The organism is Salipiger thiooxidans, assembly GCF_900102075.1.
In the GTDB taxonomy this organism is placed as follows: domain Bacteria; phylum Pseudomonadota; class Alphaproteobacteria; order Rhodobacterales; family Rhodobacteraceae; genus Salipiger; species Salipiger thiooxidans.
The window spans coordinates 206,364-222,620 of the sequence record NZ_FNAV01000001.1; the positions used below are offsets into that span (position 1 = coordinate 206,364).

16 protein-coding genes are annotated in these 16,257 nt (G+C 68.6%); 9 read left to right on the forward strand and 7 right to left on the reverse strand.

The window, feature by feature from the left end; genetic code table 11:
* Positions 1–97: 97 nt before the first annotated feature.
* From BLQ77_RS00985 to BLQ77_RS01000, 4 genes are all read left to right on the forward strand, one after another.
* A complete protein-coding gene (locus tag BLQ77_RS00985; RefSeq protein ID WP_008884654.1) occupies positions 98–739 on the forward strand; it encodes a pyrimidine 5'-nucleotidase in 642 nt (213 codons plus the stop codon).
* A 123-nt stretch (positions 740–862) separates the two neighbouring features.
* Positions 863–1,075 (forward strand): hypothetical protein, encoded by a 213-nt coding sequence (locus tag BLQ77_RS00990; RefSeq protein WP_008884317.1) that lies wholly within the window; start codon positions 863–865, stop codon positions 1,073–1,075.
* A gap of 181 nt (positions 1,076–1,256) precedes the next feature.
* Positions 1,257–2,450 (forward strand): UbiH/UbiF family hydroxylase, encoded by a 1,194-nt coding sequence (locus BLQ77_RS00995; RefSeq protein ID WP_089954344.1) that lies wholly within the window; start codon positions 1,257–1,259, stop codon positions 2,448–2,450.
* 4 nt (positions 2,451–2,454) lie between these two features.
* A complete protein-coding gene (locus BLQ77_RS01000; RefSeq protein WP_089954348.1) occupies positions 2,455–2,850 on the forward strand; it encodes a GFA family protein in 396 nt (131 codons plus the stop codon).
* A 136-nt stretch (positions 2,851–2,986) separates the two neighbouring features.
* Here BLQ77_RS01000 and BLQ77_RS01005 read toward each other — a convergent pair whose 3' ends face one another.
* The 3 genes from BLQ77_RS01005 to BLQ77_RS01015 form a co-directional block, all read right to left on the reverse strand.
* A complete protein-coding gene (locus tag BLQ77_RS01005; RefSeq protein ID WP_089954350.1) occupies positions 2,987–4,111 on the reverse strand; it encodes an aminotransferase class V-fold PLP-dependent enzyme in 1,125 nt (374 codons plus the stop codon).
* Between the two features lie 260 nt (positions 4,112–4,371).
* Positions 4,372–4,839, reverse strand: a complete 468-nt coding sequence (locus BLQ77_RS01010; protein ID WP_089954353.1) for an Lrp/AsnC family transcriptional regulator — start codon at positions 4,837–4,839, stop codon at positions 4,372–4,374.
* A complete protein-coding gene (locus BLQ77_RS01015; protein WP_089954356.1) occupies positions 4,836–5,291 on the reverse strand; it encodes an Lrp/AsnC family transcriptional regulator in 456 nt (151 codons plus the stop codon). Before BLQ77_RS01015 ends, BLQ77_RS01010 begins: the two co-directional genes overlap by 4 nt.
* A gap of 146 nt (positions 5,292–5,437) precedes the next feature.
* On the opposite strand from BLQ77_RS01015, the gene ilvC reads away from it, so the two are divergent.
* Entirely contained in the window at positions 5,438–6,460 is a 1,023-nt protein-coding gene (gene ilvC, locus BLQ77_RS01020; RefSeq protein WP_008884831.1) for a ketol-acid reductoisomerase, read from the forward strand.
* An 89-nt stretch (positions 6,461–6,549) separates the two neighbouring features.
* On the opposite strand, the gene BLQ77_RS01025 is transcribed toward ilvC, so the two are convergent.
* The 3 genes from BLQ77_RS01025 to BLQ77_RS01035 all read right to left on the reverse strand — a co-directional run bounded on the left by BLQ77_RS01025 (position 6,550) and on the right by BLQ77_RS01035 (position 10,274).
* Positions 6,550–6,744 carry a hypothetical protein gene (locus BLQ77_RS01025; RefSeq protein WP_165616997.1) on the reverse strand — a complete coding sequence of 65 codons (195 nt, stop codon included), beginning with the start codon at positions 6,742–6,744 and terminating at the stop codon, positions 6,550–6,552.
* 165 nt (positions 6,745–6,909) lie between these two features.
* Positions 6,910–8,295 carry a GntP family permease gene (locus BLQ77_RS01030; protein ID WP_089954361.1) on the reverse strand — a complete coding sequence of 462 codons (1,386 nt, stop codon included), beginning with the start codon at positions 8,293–8,295 and terminating at the stop codon, positions 6,910–6,912.
* Between the two features lie 227 nt (positions 8,296–8,522).
* A complete protein-coding gene (locus tag BLQ77_RS01035) occupies positions 8,523–10,274 on the reverse strand; it encodes a serine protease (protein ID WP_089954364.1) in 1,752 nt (583 codons plus the stop codon).
* Between the two features lie 160 nt (positions 10,275–10,434).
* Between BLQ77_RS01035 and BLQ77_RS01040 the strand changes: the two genes are divergently transcribed.
* Entirely contained in the window at positions 10,435–11,364 is a 930-nt protein-coding gene (locus tag BLQ77_RS01040; protein WP_008885474.1) for a glycine--tRNA ligase subunit alpha, read from the forward strand.
* A gap of 44 nt (positions 11,365–11,408) precedes the next feature.
* On the opposite strand, the gene BLQ77_RS01045 is transcribed toward BLQ77_RS01040, so the two are convergent.
* Positions 11,409–12,041, reverse strand: a complete 633-nt coding sequence (locus BLQ77_RS01045; protein ID WP_089954367.1) for a MarC family protein — start codon at positions 12,039–12,041, stop codon at positions 11,409–11,411.
* An 80-nt stretch (positions 12,042–12,121) separates the two neighbouring features.
* Between BLQ77_RS01045 and BLQ77_RS01050 the strand changes: the two genes are divergently transcribed.
* From BLQ77_RS01050 to glyS, 3 genes are all read left to right on the forward strand, one after another.
* Positions 12,122–12,637, forward strand: a complete 516-nt coding sequence (locus tag BLQ77_RS01050; protein ID WP_089954370.1) for a DUF6446 family protein — start codon at positions 12,122–12,124, stop codon at positions 12,635–12,637.
* Positions 12,638–13,001: 364 nt separating this feature from the next.
* Positions 13,002–13,859 carry a DUF1206 domain-containing protein gene (locus tag BLQ77_RS01055; protein WP_089954372.1) on the forward strand — a complete coding sequence of 286 codons (858 nt, stop codon included), beginning with the start codon at positions 13,002–13,004 and terminating at the stop codon, positions 13,857–13,859.
* 104 nt (positions 13,860–13,963) lie between these two features.
* On the forward strand, positions 13,964–16,186 hold the full coding sequence (glyS, locus tag BLQ77_RS01060) for a glycine--tRNA ligase subunit beta (RefSeq protein ID WP_089954374.1): 2,223 nt from the start codon (positions 13,964–13,966) through the stop codon (positions 16,184–16,186).
* Positions 16,187–16,257: the final 71 nt, after the last annotated feature.

The following is a 16,257-nucleotide window of genomic DNA, read 5'->3' on the forward strand; positions in this document are numbered from 1 at the left end:
GGTACTCCTGGCTCGATCCGGCCAAGATAGCGCCAACGGCGCCTGTGGATCAATGCGCCCATTGCCGCAAACCGCGCAGAGGATTAAGCTTCGCGCCATGGTGAAACAGCACTTCAGCCACGTCCGGCACTGGGTCTTCGACCTGGACAACACGCTCTACGCCCCCTCCGTGCGGCTCTTCGACCAGATCGAACGGCGGATGAACGCCTTCGTCGTGCGCGTGCTCGGCGTCGACGACACCGAGGCCAACCGCCTGCGCAAGCATTACTGGCAGCTCCACGGCACCACGCTCGCCGGGCTCATGGCCGAGCACAAGATCGACCCCGACGCCTATCTTGAAGAGGTCCACGACATCTCCTTCGACGCGCTGGCGCCCGACCCGCATCTCGCCGAGCTGATCGGCAATTTGCCGGGCCGGCGCATCGTCTACACCAACGGCAGCGCTCCCTACGCGGCGCAAGTGCTGAAGGCGCGCGGGCTCGACGCGGCCTTCGACGCGATCTACGGCGTCGAACACGCGGGCTACCGTCCGAAACCGGAGGAAGACGCCTTCCGTACGGTCTTCGAACGCGACGGCACCGATCCCCTCAGGGCCGCGATGTTCGAGGACGACCCGCGCAACCTTACCGCTCCCCACGCCATGGGGATGCGCACGGTGCATGTCGCCCCGGAACGGGCCGCGGGCTCGCATATCCAGCACCATACCGACGATCTGCCCGCCTTCCTCGGCCAGCTCTGAGCGCCCCTGCGACATTCCGTTCCTGCGGCAATCCGGCATGCTGATTTGCCGCCCGGCGGTCCTTATCTGCCTGCCGATGCGCCGCGCAAGATCGCCCGGCCCCAGTGACCAGGAGAGACCGACATGAGCATGAACGAAGCGACCGCCGCCGATCTGGCCCCCGCAACCGCCCGCGGCCTGAGCGTCGAGGCCCGGATCTGGATCGGCCTCGCCGTCTTCATCGCCGTGGTGGCCGCGGCGACCGTGACCTGGGGTGCCGTCGGCCTCGCCATGTGCGCGCTGGCCTGCGTGCCGGTCTGCTACGCGATGATCCTGCTGATCACCGTCGGCAAGTAAGGCGGGCAAGGTGCGCCCGCGCCGCATGGCATCCCGCCGCCCACTGCCCTAGATCTCCCATCGGGACCCCGTCCGACTCGGCCCGGCAGCGCAGCCCGCATACGCACGGCTGCGCAAGCTTCCGCCGGGTGGTTCAGCTTCGTCCCGAAACGCTCTAGATATGGGGCAAAGGAGAGCGGCCATGGATTGCGACATTCTCATCTCGGGCGGCGGCATCGCCGGTCTGACCGCGGCCGCCGCCTTCGGCGCCGCCGGATTCTCGGTGATCTGCGTCGACCCGGCCCCGCCGGTGACCGACCGCGAGGCAAGCGGCGCCGACCTGCGCTCCACCGCCTTCCTGCAGCCGGCGCAGGCGTTCCTCGAGAAGGCGGGCCTCTGGGCCCGGCTCGAGGGCCACGCCATGCCGCTGCAGGTCATGCGCATCGTCGACGCCGGTGGCGAGCGCCCGGAACCGCGCGTGACCCGCGATTTCGATGCCGACGACATCTCGGAGAAGCCTTTCGGCTGGAACCTCCCGAACTGGCTGCTGCGGCGCGAGATGGCGGCGCATCTGCACGACATGCCGACGGTCGACTTCCGCCCCGGCACCGCCACCACCACGCTCTTCACCCGCGAGGCCTATGCCCGCGTCGGCCTTTCGGACGGCAGCACGGTGCAGACCCGGCTGGTGATCGCCGCGGACGGGCGCAACTCCCCCATGCGCGAGGCCGCGGGCATCGGCGTGAAGACCACCCGTTTCGGCCAGAAGGCGCTGGCCTTCGCGGTCACCCACCCGATCCCTCACGGCAACGTCTCGACCGAGATCCACCGCACCGGCGGCCCCTTCACCCTCGTGCCGCTGCCCGACTTCGACGGCAAGCCCTCTTCGGCGGTGGTCTGGATGGAGGAAGGCCCCAAGGCCGAGGCGCTGTTCCGGCTCGACACGCCGACGCTCGAGGCGGCGATGTCCGAGCGCTCCTGCCACCTCTTCGGCCCGCTGACGCTGGCCTCGCAGCGCACCCTCTGGCCGATCATCGCCCAGCATGCCGAGACGCTCTGCGGCGAAAGGCTGGCGCTGGTGGCCGAGGCCGCACACGTGGTGCCGCCGATCGGCGCGCAGGGGCTCAACATGTCGCTCAACGACATGGCGACCCTGCACGACCTCGCCACCGCCACGCCCGAACGCCTCGGCGACCGGCAGATGCTCGAGAGCTACCACCGCAAGCGCATTCTCGACGTGCGCGCCCGCGTCGCCGGCATCACGCTGCTGAACCGCACCTCGATGCTCTCGGCGCCGCTGCTGCGCGACGCCCGCGCCAAGGCGCTCGACGCGCTCTACGGCGTCACCCCGGTGCGCAAGACGCTGATGCAACTCGGACTCGGGGCCAAGGGCTGAGGCCATGGCAGACACCCCCGACACCCCCACGGTCGAAGGCGGCTGCCTCTGCGGCGCCGTGCGCGTTACCGCCACCGGCCAGCCCGACCGGGTCGGCATCTGCCACTGCCTCGACTGCCGCAAACACCACGGCGCGCTGTTCTTCGCCGCGGCGATCTACCCGGAACGCGCCGTGACCGTCACGGGAGAGACCGGCGAATACCTCCGTCGCCACTTCTGCCCGCGCTGCGGCTCGTCGGTGTTCTCGCGCACCGGGGACGAGATCGAGCTTCACCTCGGCAGCCTCGACGCCCCCGACCGGTTCACCCCGGACTACGAGCTCTGGACCATTCGCCGCGAACGCTGGCTGCCGCCCTTCCCGCTCCGCGCGCGGCACGAATGCGATCGTCCCGAAGACTGATCCTTCATCTTGCCGGGAAAACTCCGGGGGAGTCCGCGTCAGCGGACGGGGGCAGCGCCCCCTCCAGGCCCACCACGCGGACCCACGACCTGAAAACCAGGCCCGCGCGTACCAACACGCGCGGGCCCGGCAAAGGTCAGACCACCTCGTCCAGCACCTTCTCGAGCCGCGCCACCGTGGCCGAGACATCCGCCAGCTTGTCGAGCCCGAAGAGCCCCAGCCGGAAGGTCGAGAAGCCCGCCGGCTCGTCGCATTGCAGCGGCACGCCCGCGGCGATCTGCGTGCCCCTGGCGGCGAAGGCCCGGCCCGACTGCACCTCGGGATCGTCGGTGTAGCTCACCACCACGCCCGGCGCGCCGAAGCCCTCCGCCGCGACCGAGGCGATGCCGCGCGCCGCCAGCAACTCGCGCACGCGCCGCCCAAGCTCCCATTGCGCCGCCTTGGCCTCGGCAAAGCCCATCTCCCGGGTCTCGACCATGGCGTCGCGGAACATGCGCAGCCCGTCGGTCGGCATGGTGGCGTGGTAGGCGTGCCCACCGGCCTCGTAGGCGGCCATGATCTGGCGCCACTTCTTGAGATCCATGGCAAAGGAGTTCGACGCCGTCCCCTCCAGCCGCTCCAGCGCGCGCTCCGAGAACATCACGATGCCGGCGCAGGGGGTCGCCGACCAGCCCTTCTGCGGCGCCGAGATCAGCACGTCGACGCCGGTCTCCTCCATGTCGACCCAGATGCAGCCCGAGGCGATGCAGTCGAGCACCATCAGCGCCCCCACCTCATGCGCCGCCGCGGCGATCTGCGCGATGTAGTCGTCGGGCAGGATCACGCCCGAGCTGGTCTCGACATGCGGCGCGAAGACGATCTGCGGCGCCTCGCGGCGGATCGCCTCGACCACCTCGGAGACGGGCGCGGGCGCAAAGGGCGCGACCGCCTCGTTGCCGGTCTGGCGCGCCTTCATCACGGTCACCTCGCCGCCGAAGCCGCCGGCCTCGAAGATCTGCGACCAGCGGAACGAGAACCAGCCGTTGCGCACCACCAGCGCCCGGGCGCCCTGTCCGAACTGCCGCGCCACGGCCTCCATGCCGAAGGTCCCGCCGCCCGGAACCAGCGCGACGCCGGCCGCACCATAGACCTCGCGCAGCATCGACGAGACGTCGCGCATCACCTCCTGGAAGGCGGCGGACATGTGGTTGAGAGACCGGTCGGTAAAGACCACCGAGAATTCCTCGAGACCCTTGGGGTCGACATCATCGCGCAGCGGCATGGCAAGCTCCTGTCTGTTTGACCCGTCGATACCGCATCGGTCACGGAACGCAACGCCTCCCTTGGGAGCAGTAGCGGGACGGCGGGCGGGGCGATTGCCGAAGGCGAGCGCCGTCCCGGCGTCCGGCGCGCCGCTCGGGCCGGGCGCGACAGATCAGCCCGCCAGACCAACCCCCGGCGGATCGCGCCCACCAGACGAACCCGATCGGCTCCCCCCCGTCGGACCACCCCCGTCAGATCGAGCCCATCGGACAGACCCCGTCAGATCGGCCCTGGACGACGCTCCTCGCTCAGCACCACGTTGGCCTCGACGTTGCCGACCCCGGGCAGCGTCATGATCCGGCGCCGCAGCACCCGCTCGAAATCCGGCAGATCCCGCGCCGCCACCCGCAGCCGGTAGTCGAAGGCACCCAGCACGTGCTCGACCAGCTGCACCTCGGGGATGGCGCTTACCGCGCGCTCGAAATCCTCGAGGCTCACCCGCCCCTTGGTGGCCAGCTTGATGCCGAGGAACACCGTCACCCCGAAGCCCAGCCGCCCGAGGTCGAGGTCCAGCCGCGCGCCGCGGAACACCCCGGCCTCGCGCAGCCGCTGGATGCGGCGCCAGCAAGCCGGCTGCGACAGGCCGAAGCGCCGCCCCAGCGCGCCTGCACTGGCCTGCGCGTCCTCGGCCAGGGCCCGGATCAGTCCCCGGTCGATCTCATCGAGCGCCAGCCCCTCCCCGGTCACAGCGGCACCGTCTCGTCGTGCTTCACCAGCGCCACGTGCATCAGCGCCTCGATGTCGGCGATATGCGGCAGGGTGAGCAGCTTCTCGCGGTAAAGCGTCTGGTAATGCCCCAGATCCCGCGCCACCACCGCGAGCCTCACGTCGACGGTGCCGAGGAAGGTCTGGATCTCGATCACCTCCGGCACCCCGCGCGCGCTCACGATGAACTCGTCGAAGGCCCGCGGCGCGGTCTTGTCGAGCGTCACCCGCAACGACACCTCGAGCTCGTAGCCGAGCGCCGGCCAGTGGATCACCCCGCGCACGCCCTTCAGCACCCCCTCGGCCCGCATCGCCGCCAGCCGGCGCGCCAGCGTCGAGGGAGTCACCCCCGCCCGCTCGGCAAGCTCTGCCGAGGCGACGCCCGGCGCCGCCTGGTATTGACGAAGAATGCGCCGATCGGTGTCGTCGAGCATGAATCCACCACCTTTCCAGGATTTCAGGAATGATCTTTCATCATTTCCGCAAATACTCAAGAAAAACGCAACCAACATCGCCGCGTGCAACCTAGTCTGCGCCCCATAACAAGACCAAGAGAACACGACCAAGGAAGGAAAGACCGATGCGCGTCTATTACGATCGCGATTGCGACATCAACCTGATCAAGGATATGAAAGTGGCGATCCTGGGCTACGGCAGCCAGGGCCACGCGCACGCGCTGAACCTGCGCGACAGCGGCGCCAAGAACGTCGTCGTCGCCCTGCGCGAAGGCTCCGCATCGGCCAAGAAGGCCGAAGCCGAGGGCCTCGCGGTCATGGGCATCGCCGAAGCGGCGGCCTGGTGCGACCTGATCATGTTCACCATGCCCGACGAGCTGCAGGCCGAGACCTACAAGAAATACGTCAAGGACAACCTCAAGCCCGGCGCGGCCATCGCCTTCGCCCACGGCCTGAACGTCCACTTCGGCCTGATCGAGGCGCCCGAAGGCATCGACGTCATCATGATGGCACCCAAGGGACCGGGCCACACCGTGCGCGGTGAATACGTCAAGGGCGGCGGCGTGCCCTGCCTCGTCGCGGTCGACAGCGACGCCACCGGCAAGGCGCTGGAAATCGGCCTGTCGTACTGCTCCGCAATCGGCGGCGGCCGCTCGGGCATCATCGAGACCAACTTCCGCGAAGAGTGCGAAACCGACCTTTTCGGCGAGCAGGCGGTTCTCTGCGGCGGCCTCGTCGAGCTCATCCGCTGCGGCTTCGAGACCCTGGTGGAAGCCGGCTACGCCCCCGAGATGGCCTACTTCGAGTGCCTCCACGAGGTGAAGCTGATCGTCGACCTGATCTACGAAGGCGGCATCGCCAACATGGATTACTCGATCTCGAACACCGCCGAGTTCGGCCAGTACGTCACCGGCCCGCGCATCCTGCCCTACGAGCAGACCAAGGCCGCGATGAAAGCCGTTCTGACCGACATCCAGCAGGGCAAGTTCGTCCGTGACTTCATGCTCGAGAACGCCGTGGGCCAGCCGACGCTGAAAGCCTCGCGCCGCGCCAACGACGAGCACCAGATCGAGCAGGTCGGCCAGAAGCTCCGCGACATGATGCCGTGGATCTCCGCCGGCAAGATGGTCGACAAGGCCAAGAACTGATCCTCCGGATCATCCGATGATCTCCGCGGGCCCGTGCCGACAAGGCGCGGGCCCGTTCCGTTGCGGCATTTCCCCTGCCAGCGCGCCTGTCAGAGCGCGGTGCCGCGCTTCAGGCGGATGTCGGCGTCACGCAGGGGCGCATCGGTGCACCACTGGTCGTCCCTGGGGAGCCAGACGGCATCGCGCACCTCGGCGTGGACGACGACCCGCTCTGGCGACACATCCACGATGTCCTCCGGCAGCACCGAGAGGAACAGGAAGAGGGCTTGGGCGGTGAGGCACATGGTCAAATCCTTTCGTGTCCTCCCGAGCCCAGCATGCCAGAAATCCGCAACCCTGTCACAGGCACGATGCTGCAACGCAGCACAAGCGCCCGACAGAGGCGGCCGGCGCCTATCGTCTGATCGGTTTGCAGGCAGGCGCGCCGGCCCGGGGCGCCCCCTCCGGTTTCAGAGCCCCAGCGAGCCCAGCACGATGACCGTGATCGTGGCGACCACGGGGATCGCCACCGCCACCACGAAGATGTCGGAGTAGCTCTTCTTGTGGGTCATGCCGGTGATCGCCAGCAGGGTGATGACGGCGCCGTTGTGCGGCAGCGCGTCGAAGCCGCCCGAGGACAGCGACGTCACCCGGTGCATCAGCCCCATGCTCACGCCCTGCTCCTGCCCCATCTGTGCGAACTGCTCGCCCAGCGCGTTTAGCGCGATGGACATGCCGCCCGAGGCCGAGCCGGTGATGCCCGCGAGCACGTTCACCGCCACGGCCAGCGACGCCACGGGGTTATCCGGGAACAGCCCCAGCACCGCATCGCGGATCAGCGCAAAGGCGGGGAGCGAGGCGATCACCGCGCCGTAGCCGACCTCGGAAGCGGTGTTGAAGACCGGCAGGAGCGACCCCATGGTGCCGGCGTTGACAGTCTCGAGCACATCCTTGAACCGGCTCCAGTTCAGCGCGATGGCCAGCACGATGGAGATGGTCAGCGACACGATGATGGCCCAGATGCCCGCCACCGACGATAGGCTGGTCTCGCCGTACTGCGGCTCGGCAAGGTAATCCGCCGACATCATCGGGATCAGCACGTAGGTGAAGAGCGCATTGAGCGCGATCACCGCCACCACCGGCGCGATGGCTATGGGGAAGCTCGGCAGGGTCGCGTCGGCGGGCAGCGTGCTGTCGGCGCCGGTCTCGTCATGCTCGCCATAGCCCTCGCCCTTGCCCTGCGCCGAGGCACGGCGACGGTTGAGCCAGAGCGTGCCGCCCACCAGCATGATCATCCCCGCCAGCGTGCCGAGCAGCGGCGCGGCAAAGACGTTGGTGCCGAAGAACGGGATGGGGATGGCGTTCTGAATCGCCGGTGTGCCCGGGAAAGCGGTCATGGTGAAGGTAAACGAGCCCAGCGCGATGGCCGCGGGCAGGAGCCGCTTGGGCACGTCGGCGCGGCGGAACAGCGCGTTGGCGATCGGGTAGATCGCGAAGGCCACCACGAAGAGCGACACCCCGCCGTAGGTGAGCACGCCGCAGGCCAGCACCACCGCGAGGATCGCCCGCCCCGCGCCAACCCAGTCCACGATGCGCTCGGCGATGGTCCGCGCGGCACCGCCGTCGGCCATGACCTTGCCGAAGATCGCTCCCAGCAGGAACAGCGGGAAATAGGTGATCACGTAGCCGCCGAGGCTTTTCATGAAGACCTGCGTGTAGGTCGCGAGCACCGGCAGGCCGCCCGAGAGCAGCACCGCCAGCATCGCCAGCAGCGGCGCAAGGATAAGAACGTTGATGCCGCGATAGGCAAGGTACATCAGCAGCCCGAGCGACAGGACGATCCCGAAAAGGCCCATGAAGAATGCTCCCCCCAATGTCAGTTGCTGCAGACGTTAGCGCCCGGACTGGCGAGGGCCAGTGCGGGCGCACAGCTTTCGTTCCGGCCGGACGAACCGTCGCAGAGAGAGGCGACTAATTCAGCAAAATACAACTATGCGGAGAAATTGACCCCAACGCCTCACGAAAGGCACCGGGGTCTGGAAGGTCTGCGATCCGGATGAAGGAACGTCGGACCGCGCCCGGATCAGTCCCAGCAGCTCACCTTCACGGTCATCTTGGTGGCCGCCGCCGCCAGATCCTCGGGCGCCAGCATGTCCTGCCCGGCGGTGCCGGAGCTGCGCACACCGGACGCGTCGAGGAAGGCCTTCAGCGCATCGGCGTCGGCGGCAAGCGCCACGCCCGCGGGCAGCTGCCGCGCGCCCTGCGCCTCGGGCAGCAACATGCCGAGCACCGCACCGCCGGCGTCGAGTACCGGGCCGCCCGCATCGCCGGGCTGTGCGGCGAGCGCCACCCGGGCCAGCGTCTCTTCGCCGCCGAGGCCGCGCGAATCCTCGAGCGAGCCATAGGTCAGGGTCGGCGCGCTGAGCACGCCGCCGAACGGGTAGCCCGCCACGGCGATCTCGGTCTTCAGACGCGGCGTGCCGCTGCGCAGGTTGGCGACGCCGCGCGGGGCCAGCGCCTGCTCGGGCCGCAGCACCGCGACGCCGAGCTCGGCGTCGGTGGCCGCCACCGAGGCGTCGTAGATGTCGTCAAGCGTGATCCGCCCGCAGGAGGCCACTGCCTCGGCCGAGGTCACCACCGCCCCGCCGGCATCGACGAAGAAGCCCGAGACCGTGGCGATGGGCTGGCGGATCTTCAGACCGGAGACGAGATCCACCGCCTGGCCCTCGTCGGTGACCGAGGCCGGGTCGAGCACAGCCGCCGTCGTGGCGAAGGAGGCCTTCATCATCGCCGACACCCGCTCGCGCCGCTCTTCGTCGCCGGCGGGCCAGATCAGGGTCCAGCCCTTGATGTGACCCTCGCGCAGCGCGACCTCGGTGTGGCTGACGATGCGGACGTTCTGCCCGGTGATGCTGAAGCTGTCGCGGCCGCGCTCGCGCGGGCCGGTGGGCGGCACGATCTCGAGCGTCTGCATGATCTCGTAGAGCCCGGCGAGGGTCTTGCGGTCGCCCGGCTGGCTGATCAGCAGCACGCGCGCCTGCAGGTCGCCGCTCGGCTCGTAGAGCGCGAAGGGCGCCTCATAGCGGTCGAAGGACACGACGCCGGTCGGCATCTCGATCTCGATCCCGGCGCGGCTGTCGCTGACCCGGGCCATGTCGAGCCCCTCGAGCACGGCGTTGTAGGCGCCGATGAGGTCCGCGCGCTGCGCCGAGGTCAGCACGCCGGTGACCTGGTAGCCGTTGGCGGCCTGCCATTCGGCCATGGCGTTGCGGGTGCCGGCGCCGAAGGCTCCGTCGATGGCGGCATTGTAATGCCCCGACCATTGCAGCGCGACCTGCAGCAGCTCGCGCTCGCCGCGCGAGAGCAGCGCCTCGCTGGCGCGGGCCTGCCGCGGGGTTTCCTCGGCGATTTCGGGACGGGTGACCACCTCGGGCGTGCCGGTGTCGGGCGAAAGACCCGTGTCGGGCGCCTGCGGCACCGGCTGCGCGGTCGAAAGGCCCGCCCCCACCGGCCAGAACTGGTCGCGATACTCGGAGCTCGAGGCGAGGTAGCTGTCGCGCGGGATGATCCCGGTCAGCCGCAGCTCGCGCAGGAGCGCCCCGGCGCTGTCGGGCGCATAGGGGCCAAGCGCGATGCCGTACCAGCCGCTGCCCAGAGAGAATCCGTTCACATTGTCGAGCCGCGTGGCATAGCCGCGCAGCGCCGCTTCCGCCTGCGTGAGGCTCGGCTGCGCTTCGATCTGGATGTAGACAAGCTCCTGTCCGGTACCTTGTGCAAACGCGCCGCCCGCGATCAGCAGCGCCGTCGCGCTCCCCAGAAGAAAGGATCTCATCATACTCGCTAGTGCCCCTCAGGCCGTGAAATTCTTGTTGGCTCTGGCGGTCTGTGTAGCAAATCGGGCTGTGCCGTCACCTCAAAATATGGTCAGCCCCGCGATTGACCCCTGCGGCTGTGGCGCATAATCAAGGCCCCAGCTTCAAGACAGGGCAGATGCGATGTTCGACACCGGCACCAAACCGAGGAGTTTCCAGGAGATCATCCTGCGGCTTCAGACCTACTGGGCCTCGAAGGGCTGCGCGGTGCTGCAACCCTACGACATGGAGGTCGGCGCCGGCACCTTCCACCCCGCCACCACGCTGCGGGCGCTGGGGTCCAGGCCCTGGGCTGCGGCCTATGTCCAGCCCTCGCGCCGGCCGACCGACGGGCGCTACGGCGAGAACCCGAACCGGCTGCAGCACTACTACCAGTTCCAGGTGCTGATCAAACCGTCGCCGCCGGACCTGCAGGACCTGTACCTCGGCTCGCTGGAGGCCATCGGCATCGACATGTCGGTGCATGACGTGCGCTTCGTCGAGGACGACTGGGAAAGCCCGACGCTGGGCGCATGGGGCCTTGGCTGGGAGGTCTGGTGCGACGGCATGGAAGTGTCGCAGTTCACCTATTTCCAGCAGGTCGGCGGTCACGACTGCACCCCGGTCTCGGGCGAACTGACCTACGGGCTCGAGCGTCTGGCCATGTACGTGCTCGGCATCGACCACGTGATGGACATGCCGTTCAACGACCCGCAGACGCCCATCGCGCTGAGCTACGGCGACATTTTCCGCCAGACCGAGCAGGAATACTCGCGCTGGAACTTCGACGTGGCCGACACCGAGATGCTCCTGAAGCATTTCGAGGACGCCGAGGCCGAGTGCCAGCGCATCCTCGACACGCCCGCCGAGGACGCCAAGACCGGCAAGCGCATCGTCATGGCCCACCCAGCCTATGACCAGTGCATCAAGGCCTCGCACCTCTTCAACCTGCTCGACGCCCGCGGCGTGATCTCGGTCACCGAGCGGCAGGCCTATATCGGCCGCGTCCGGGCGCTGGCGAAGCGCTGTGCCGATGCCTTCGTGACGACCGAGGCCGGCGGTTACGCCGCCTGATGCGCGGGCGCCCCTCAGGCGCGGCGCCCGGCGGCATGGCCTCGTCAGGCCAGCCCCGGCAGCAGCGCCTTGAGGCCGCTCGCGATCATCTCGACCGCGATGGCGGCGAGAATCATGCCCATGATCCGGATCATCACCACGCGCAGGGTCTGCGACAGATAGCGGCCGATGCTGGCGGCGAAGAACATCACCACGCCGAGCGAAACCAGCACACCGGCCAGCGCCAGCGCGATGGCGAGATGGTCGCCCATGCCCTTGGCCTGCCCGGTGAAGACCACGATGGTGGTGATGGTGCCCGGCCCCACGAGGATCGGGAAGGCCAGCGGGTAGAAGGACGGATCGCTCTCGGGGTCCTGCTGCGCGCGCTCGGCACTGGTGCCGTGATGGGCGCTGCCGGCGCTGCCGTTCAGCATGCCGAGCCCGATGATCATCAGCACCAGCCCGCCCGCGACGCGGAAGTCGTCGACGCTGATCCCGAAAAAGCCGAGGATCGCCGTGCCCGCCACCGCCACCACCGCGCAGAGTGCGCCGCTGTAGGTCACCGTGCGCAGCGCCGCGCCGCGCTGCTCGGCGAGGCTCATGCCGTCGGTGAGGCTCAGGAACATCGGCAGGTTCACGAACGGGTTCATGATCGCGAAGATCGCCCCCAGGAACTTGATAAGAAACGCCGTATCCATATCTGTCCCTGTGCAGCCCACCCCGGCCTAGCACACGGGGCGGACCCGGCAAAGCCCGCATTCCAAGGAGGAATGGCAGTATGAGCGGAAAGATCCTCGCCATCGCCATCGTCGTCAGCGCCCTGCTCTTCGGCGCCGGTGTCTACTATTTCCAGGTCTACTACTACTATGCCGCGGTCGAGGACGACGCCGGGCAGGTTTTCCTGACGCCCCTCGATGGCGGCGCGCCCGAGCACATCGCCTATGCCGGGTTCGAGGGCATCGACGCCACCAGCTCGCCCATCCGCTACCGCGCCTGCTTCACCACGCCGGAGCGACCGCAGGCGCTCGACGAGCGCTTCGAGCGCTACGGGGATGGCGAGCCGCGCAACGCGCCCTTCTGGTTCTCGTGCTTCGACGCCGAGGAGATCGGGCGGATGATCGAGACCGGCGAGGCCCATGTCTACGTCGCCCAGCGCAACATCGAGTTCGGCATCGACCGGGTGGTGGCGGTGGCCGAGGATGGCCGCGGCTACGTCTGGGAAGAGATCAATGAATGCGGCGACAAGGCCTATGACGGCACGCCGCTCGGCGAGGATTGTCCGCCGCGAGACTGATGCTGCGGGAGCCTTCGGCGCCGCCGTCACGCGGGCGGTTCGGCCTGGGTGATCCGCTGCCTGCAGTGCTCATCGCCCGCGCCCCGGCGGTTCCGGATCTCGCTGCGCGATGGTTCTGGCGGCAGGGACCGGGTGTCGTGCAGGCGGCGAGGGTCGAGGGGGCGCTGCCCCCGTCTCCTGCGGAGACACCCCCGGAGTTTACCTGGCAAGATGAAGATGAAGGCCGCGCTTGCTGCCTGAGGCAAGGGTCTGGTGGGGCTCGGGGTTTTGTCTTTGGCCATGGGTGGTGCGGGGGCGCCTGGCGTTTGTCGATGGAACCAGAACGGGGTCTGGCGCGCTCTGTCTGCAACCGAGGAGACACGCCATGTCCGACAAAGCCCCTGCCTGGGTCGTTCCCGCAATGCGCGCCGGCTACGCCGCCCGAGGCGCCGTCTACACCGTGGTGGGGGGGCTCGCCCTGTTCGCCGCCTGGCGCGGCGGCCAGGCCGAAGGCACCACCGACGCGCTCGCCCAGCTGAAGGGAGAGCCCTGGGGCGTGCCGCTGCTGCTTGCCATCGCGCTCGGGCTGATCTGCTACACGATCTGGCGGCTGATCGACGCCTGGATGGACCTCGAGTGCTACGGCAGCGAGCTCAAGGGCATCGTGGCGCGGGCCGGCCAGGTGATCACCGGGCTGATCCACGGTGCCATCGGCGTTTCGGTCGCCACCATGGCGCTGCGCGGCAACTCCGGCGGTGACGGCGCGCAGAGCGCAACCCAGAAGCTGATGGCGATGCCCTGGGGCCCCTACCTCGTGATCGCGGCCGGTCTCGCGACCATCGGGGCGGGCATCTATTACGCCCACAAGGGCATCAAGGAGAAGTACAAGGAAGACATCCGCGTGACGCCGCTGGCGCGCAAGCTCGATCCGCTGATGAAGTTCGGCCTCGTGGCCGAGGGCGTGGTCATCGCCATCATCGGCGCCTCCATCGTCTACGCCGGGATCACCCACAACCCGGGCCAGGCCGGCGGTGTCGGCACCGCGCTCGACCAGATCCGTTCACTCGCCTTCGGACGCATCCTTCTGGGTGCCGTGGCCATCGGGCTCATCGGATTTGCCATCGAGAACTTCATCGAAGCCGCCTATCGCATCGTCCCGCGCCGCTCGGGCACGGACGTGATGACGCTGGCGCGCCGCGCCAGGCTCAAGGCCGAGGGCAAGCTGCGCGAGGCCACCACCTGAGGCGATCGGCCTAATCGCTGGACCTCCGCCGTCCATCCCGTTATCCAGCCAAGCGAACAACAGCCCGCGCCCCTTCCGGCGCGGGCAGATGCTTTGGTGAGACCATGCCCGACCTTCTGATCGAACTCTTCTCCGAGGAAATTCCCGCCCGCATGCAGGCCCGCGCCGCGGAGGACCTGAAGAAGCTGGTCACCAACGGCCTCGTCGAGGCGGGCCTCACCTACGCGGGCGCCGCCGCCTTCTCGACCCCGCGCCGGCTGACGCTGGCGGTCGAAGGGCTGCTTGCCGCCTCACCCGCCACCCGCGAAGAGCGCCGCGGCCCCAAGGTCGACGCGCCGGAGAAGGCCATCGAGGGCTTCCTGCGCGGCGCCGGCGTCACCCGCGAGCAATGCGAGGTGCGCGAGGACAAGAAGGGGGCCGTGCTCTACGCGGTGATCGAGAAGCCCGGTCGCCCCGCCGCCGAGATCGTGGCCGAGGTGCTTGAGACCACGGTGCGCAACTTCCCCTGGCCCAAGTCGATGCGCTGGGGCGCCGGCAGCCTGCGCTGGGTGCGCCCGCTGCACCGCATCCTCTGCGTGCTGACCACCGAGGCCGGCTCCGAGGTGGTGCCGCTCGAGATCGACGGCATCTGGGCCGGCAAGATTACGCAGGGTCACCGCTTCATGGGCGGCGCGCCCTTCGAGGTCACGTCCTTCGAGGATTACGAGACGAAGCTCAAGCGCTCGAAGGTGATCCTGTCGCCCGAGGAGCGGGCCCAGACGATCTGGCACGATGCCACCAACCGCGCCTTCGCGGCCGGGCTGGAGGTGGTCGAGGATCGTGGCCTGCTGGCCGAGGTCTCGGGGCTGGTGGAGTGGCCGGTGGTGCTCATGGGCAAGATCGGCGAGGATTTCCTCGATCTGCCGCCGGAGGTTCTGCAGACCTCGATGAAAGAGCACCAGAAGTTCTTTTCCGTCAAGAATCCGGCCTCCGGGCGCATCGAGGGCTTCGTAACGGTTGCAAATGTGGAAACCGCCGATGACGGCGCGACCATCCTCGCGGGCAACGACAAGGTGCTCTCGGCCCGTCTGTCCGACGCCAAGTTCTTCTGGGAGAACGACCTGCGGGTGGCGAAGCAGGACGGGCTCGAGGCCTGGACCGCGCGGCTGGCCAACGTGACCTTCCACAACAAGCTGGGCAGCCAGAAGGACCGCATCGACCGCATCGCGGCACTGGCGCGCGAGATCGCGCCCATGGTTGGCGCCGATGCCGGCCTAGCCGAGCAGGCCGCGCGGGTGGCCAAGGCCGACCTGTCGTCGGAAATGGTCTACGAATTCCCCGAGCTTCAGGGGCTTATGGGCCGCTATTACGCCGAGGCCGCGGGCCTTCCCGCAGAGGTGGCCGCGGCCTGCCAGGAACACTACTCGCCGCTCGGGCCGTCGGATGACGTGCCCACCGCGCCGGTCTCGGTCGCCGTGGCGTTGGCCGACAAGCTCGACACGCTGACCGGCTTCTGGGCCATCGACGAGAAGCCCACCGGCTCCAAGGACCCCTACGCCCTGCGCCGCGCCGCGCTCGGGGTGATCCGTCTTGTGCTGGCGAACGGGTTGCGGCTGCATCTCGACCGGCTGGTCGATGCCCAGCTGCTGCGTCACCAGATCACCACCGACGGCAACAAGGATGCCGCCATGCTCGACGACCTGCTGAGCGAGATCGCGCACCACGGCGTCTTCGGCTCGGCCGCGCGGACGATCATCGAACAGGCCAGGTCGGATGCGCCCTCGTGGCTGCCGGTGGTCGAGAACCACGCGCCGGACGTCAGCGACGACCTCGTGGCGTTCTTCCACGACCGGCTCAAGGTCTACCTCCGCGACGAGGGCATCCGCCACGATGTCATCGACGCCGTGCTGGCGATGCCGAACCGCGACGACCTCGCGCTGGTGGTAGCCCGCGCGCGGGCGCTGATGGAGGTGCTGAACACCGAGGACGGGGCGAACCTCGTGCAGGGGTTCAAGCGCGCGAACAACATCCTCACCCAGGCCGAGGAGAAGGACGGCGTCGAATACAGCTTCGGGGCAGACGTCAAGTTCGCCGAGACCGAGGAGGAGAAGGCGCTCTTCGCGGCGCTCGACACCGCCGATGCCAGCATCAAGCCGGCGATGGCCTCCGAGGAGTTCGCTGCCGCGATGACGGCGATGGCCGCGCTGCGCGGGCCCATCGACGCCTTCTTCGAGGCGGTGCAGGTGAACGCCGAGAACGCCGTGGTGCGCCGCAACCGGCTCAACCTGCTGTCGCGAATCCGCCACACCTGCCTTCAGGTCGCCGACCTCACCCGGGTCGAAGGCTAACGCGGGAGTCGCCGGAGCCCCCCGTGTTTACGGGAATTTGGCGACACAAACTCGCGTAACGGGTGAAGGGG

Bases quoted from the DNA above. Each gene is read 5' to 3' on its own strand.
- BLQ77_RS00985 (WP_008884654.1), top strand. From the start codon at position 98: ATGGTGAAACAGCACTTCAGCCACGTCCGGCACTGGGTCTTCGACCTG.
- BLQ77_RS00990 (WP_008884317.1), top strand. From the start codon at position 863: ATGAGCATGAACGAAGCGACCGCCGCCGATCTGGCCCCCGCAACCGCC.
- BLQ77_RS00995 (WP_089954344.1), top strand. From the start codon at position 1,257: ATGGATTGCGACATTCTCATCTCGGGCGGCGGCATCGCCGGTCTGACC.
- BLQ77_RS01000 (WP_089954348.1), top strand. From the start codon at position 2,455: ATGGCAGACACCCCCGACACCCCCACGGTCGAAGGCGGCTGCCTCTGC.
- BLQ77_RS01005 (WP_089954350.1), bottom strand. From the start codon at position 4,111: ATGCCGCTGCGCGATGATGTCGACCCCAAGGGTCTCGAGGAATTCTCG.
- BLQ77_RS01015 (WP_089954356.1), bottom strand. From the start codon at position 5,291: ATGCTCGACGACACCGATCGGCGCATTCTTCGTCAATACCAGGCGGCG.
- ilvC (WP_008884831.1), top strand. From the start codon at position 5,438: ATGCGCGTCTATTACGATCGCGATTGCGACATCAACCTGATCAAGGAT.
- BLQ77_RS01025 (WP_165616997.1), bottom strand. From the start codon at position 6,744: ATGTGCCTCACCGCCCAAGCCCTCTTCCTGTTCCTCTCGGTGCTGCCG.
- BLQ77_RS01030 (WP_089954361.1), bottom strand. From the start codon at position 8,295: ATGGGCCTTTTCGGGATCGTCCTGTCGCTCGGGCTGCTGATGTACCTT.
- BLQ77_RS01035 (WP_089954364.1), bottom strand. From the start codon at position 10,274: ATGATGAGATCCTTTCTTCTGGGGAGCGCGACGGCGCTGCTGATCGCG.
- BLQ77_RS01040 (WP_008885474.1), top strand. From the start codon at position 10,435: ATGTTCGACACCGGCACCAAACCGAGGAGTTTCCAGGAGATCATCCTG.
- BLQ77_RS01045 (WP_089954367.1), bottom strand. From the start codon at position 12,041: ATGGATACGGCGTTTCTTATCAAGTTCCTGGGGGCGATCTTCGCGATC.
- BLQ77_RS01050 (WP_089954370.1), top strand. From the start codon at position 12,122: ATGAGCGGAAAGATCCTCGCCATCGCCATCGTCGTCAGCGCCCTGCTC.
- BLQ77_RS01055 (WP_089954372.1), top strand. From the start codon at position 13,002: ATGTCCGACAAAGCCCCTGCCTGGGTCGTTCCCGCAATGCGCGCCGGC.
- glyS (WP_089954374.1), top strand. From the start codon at position 13,964: ATGCCCGACCTTCTGATCGAACTCTTCTCCGAGGAAATTCCCGCCCGC.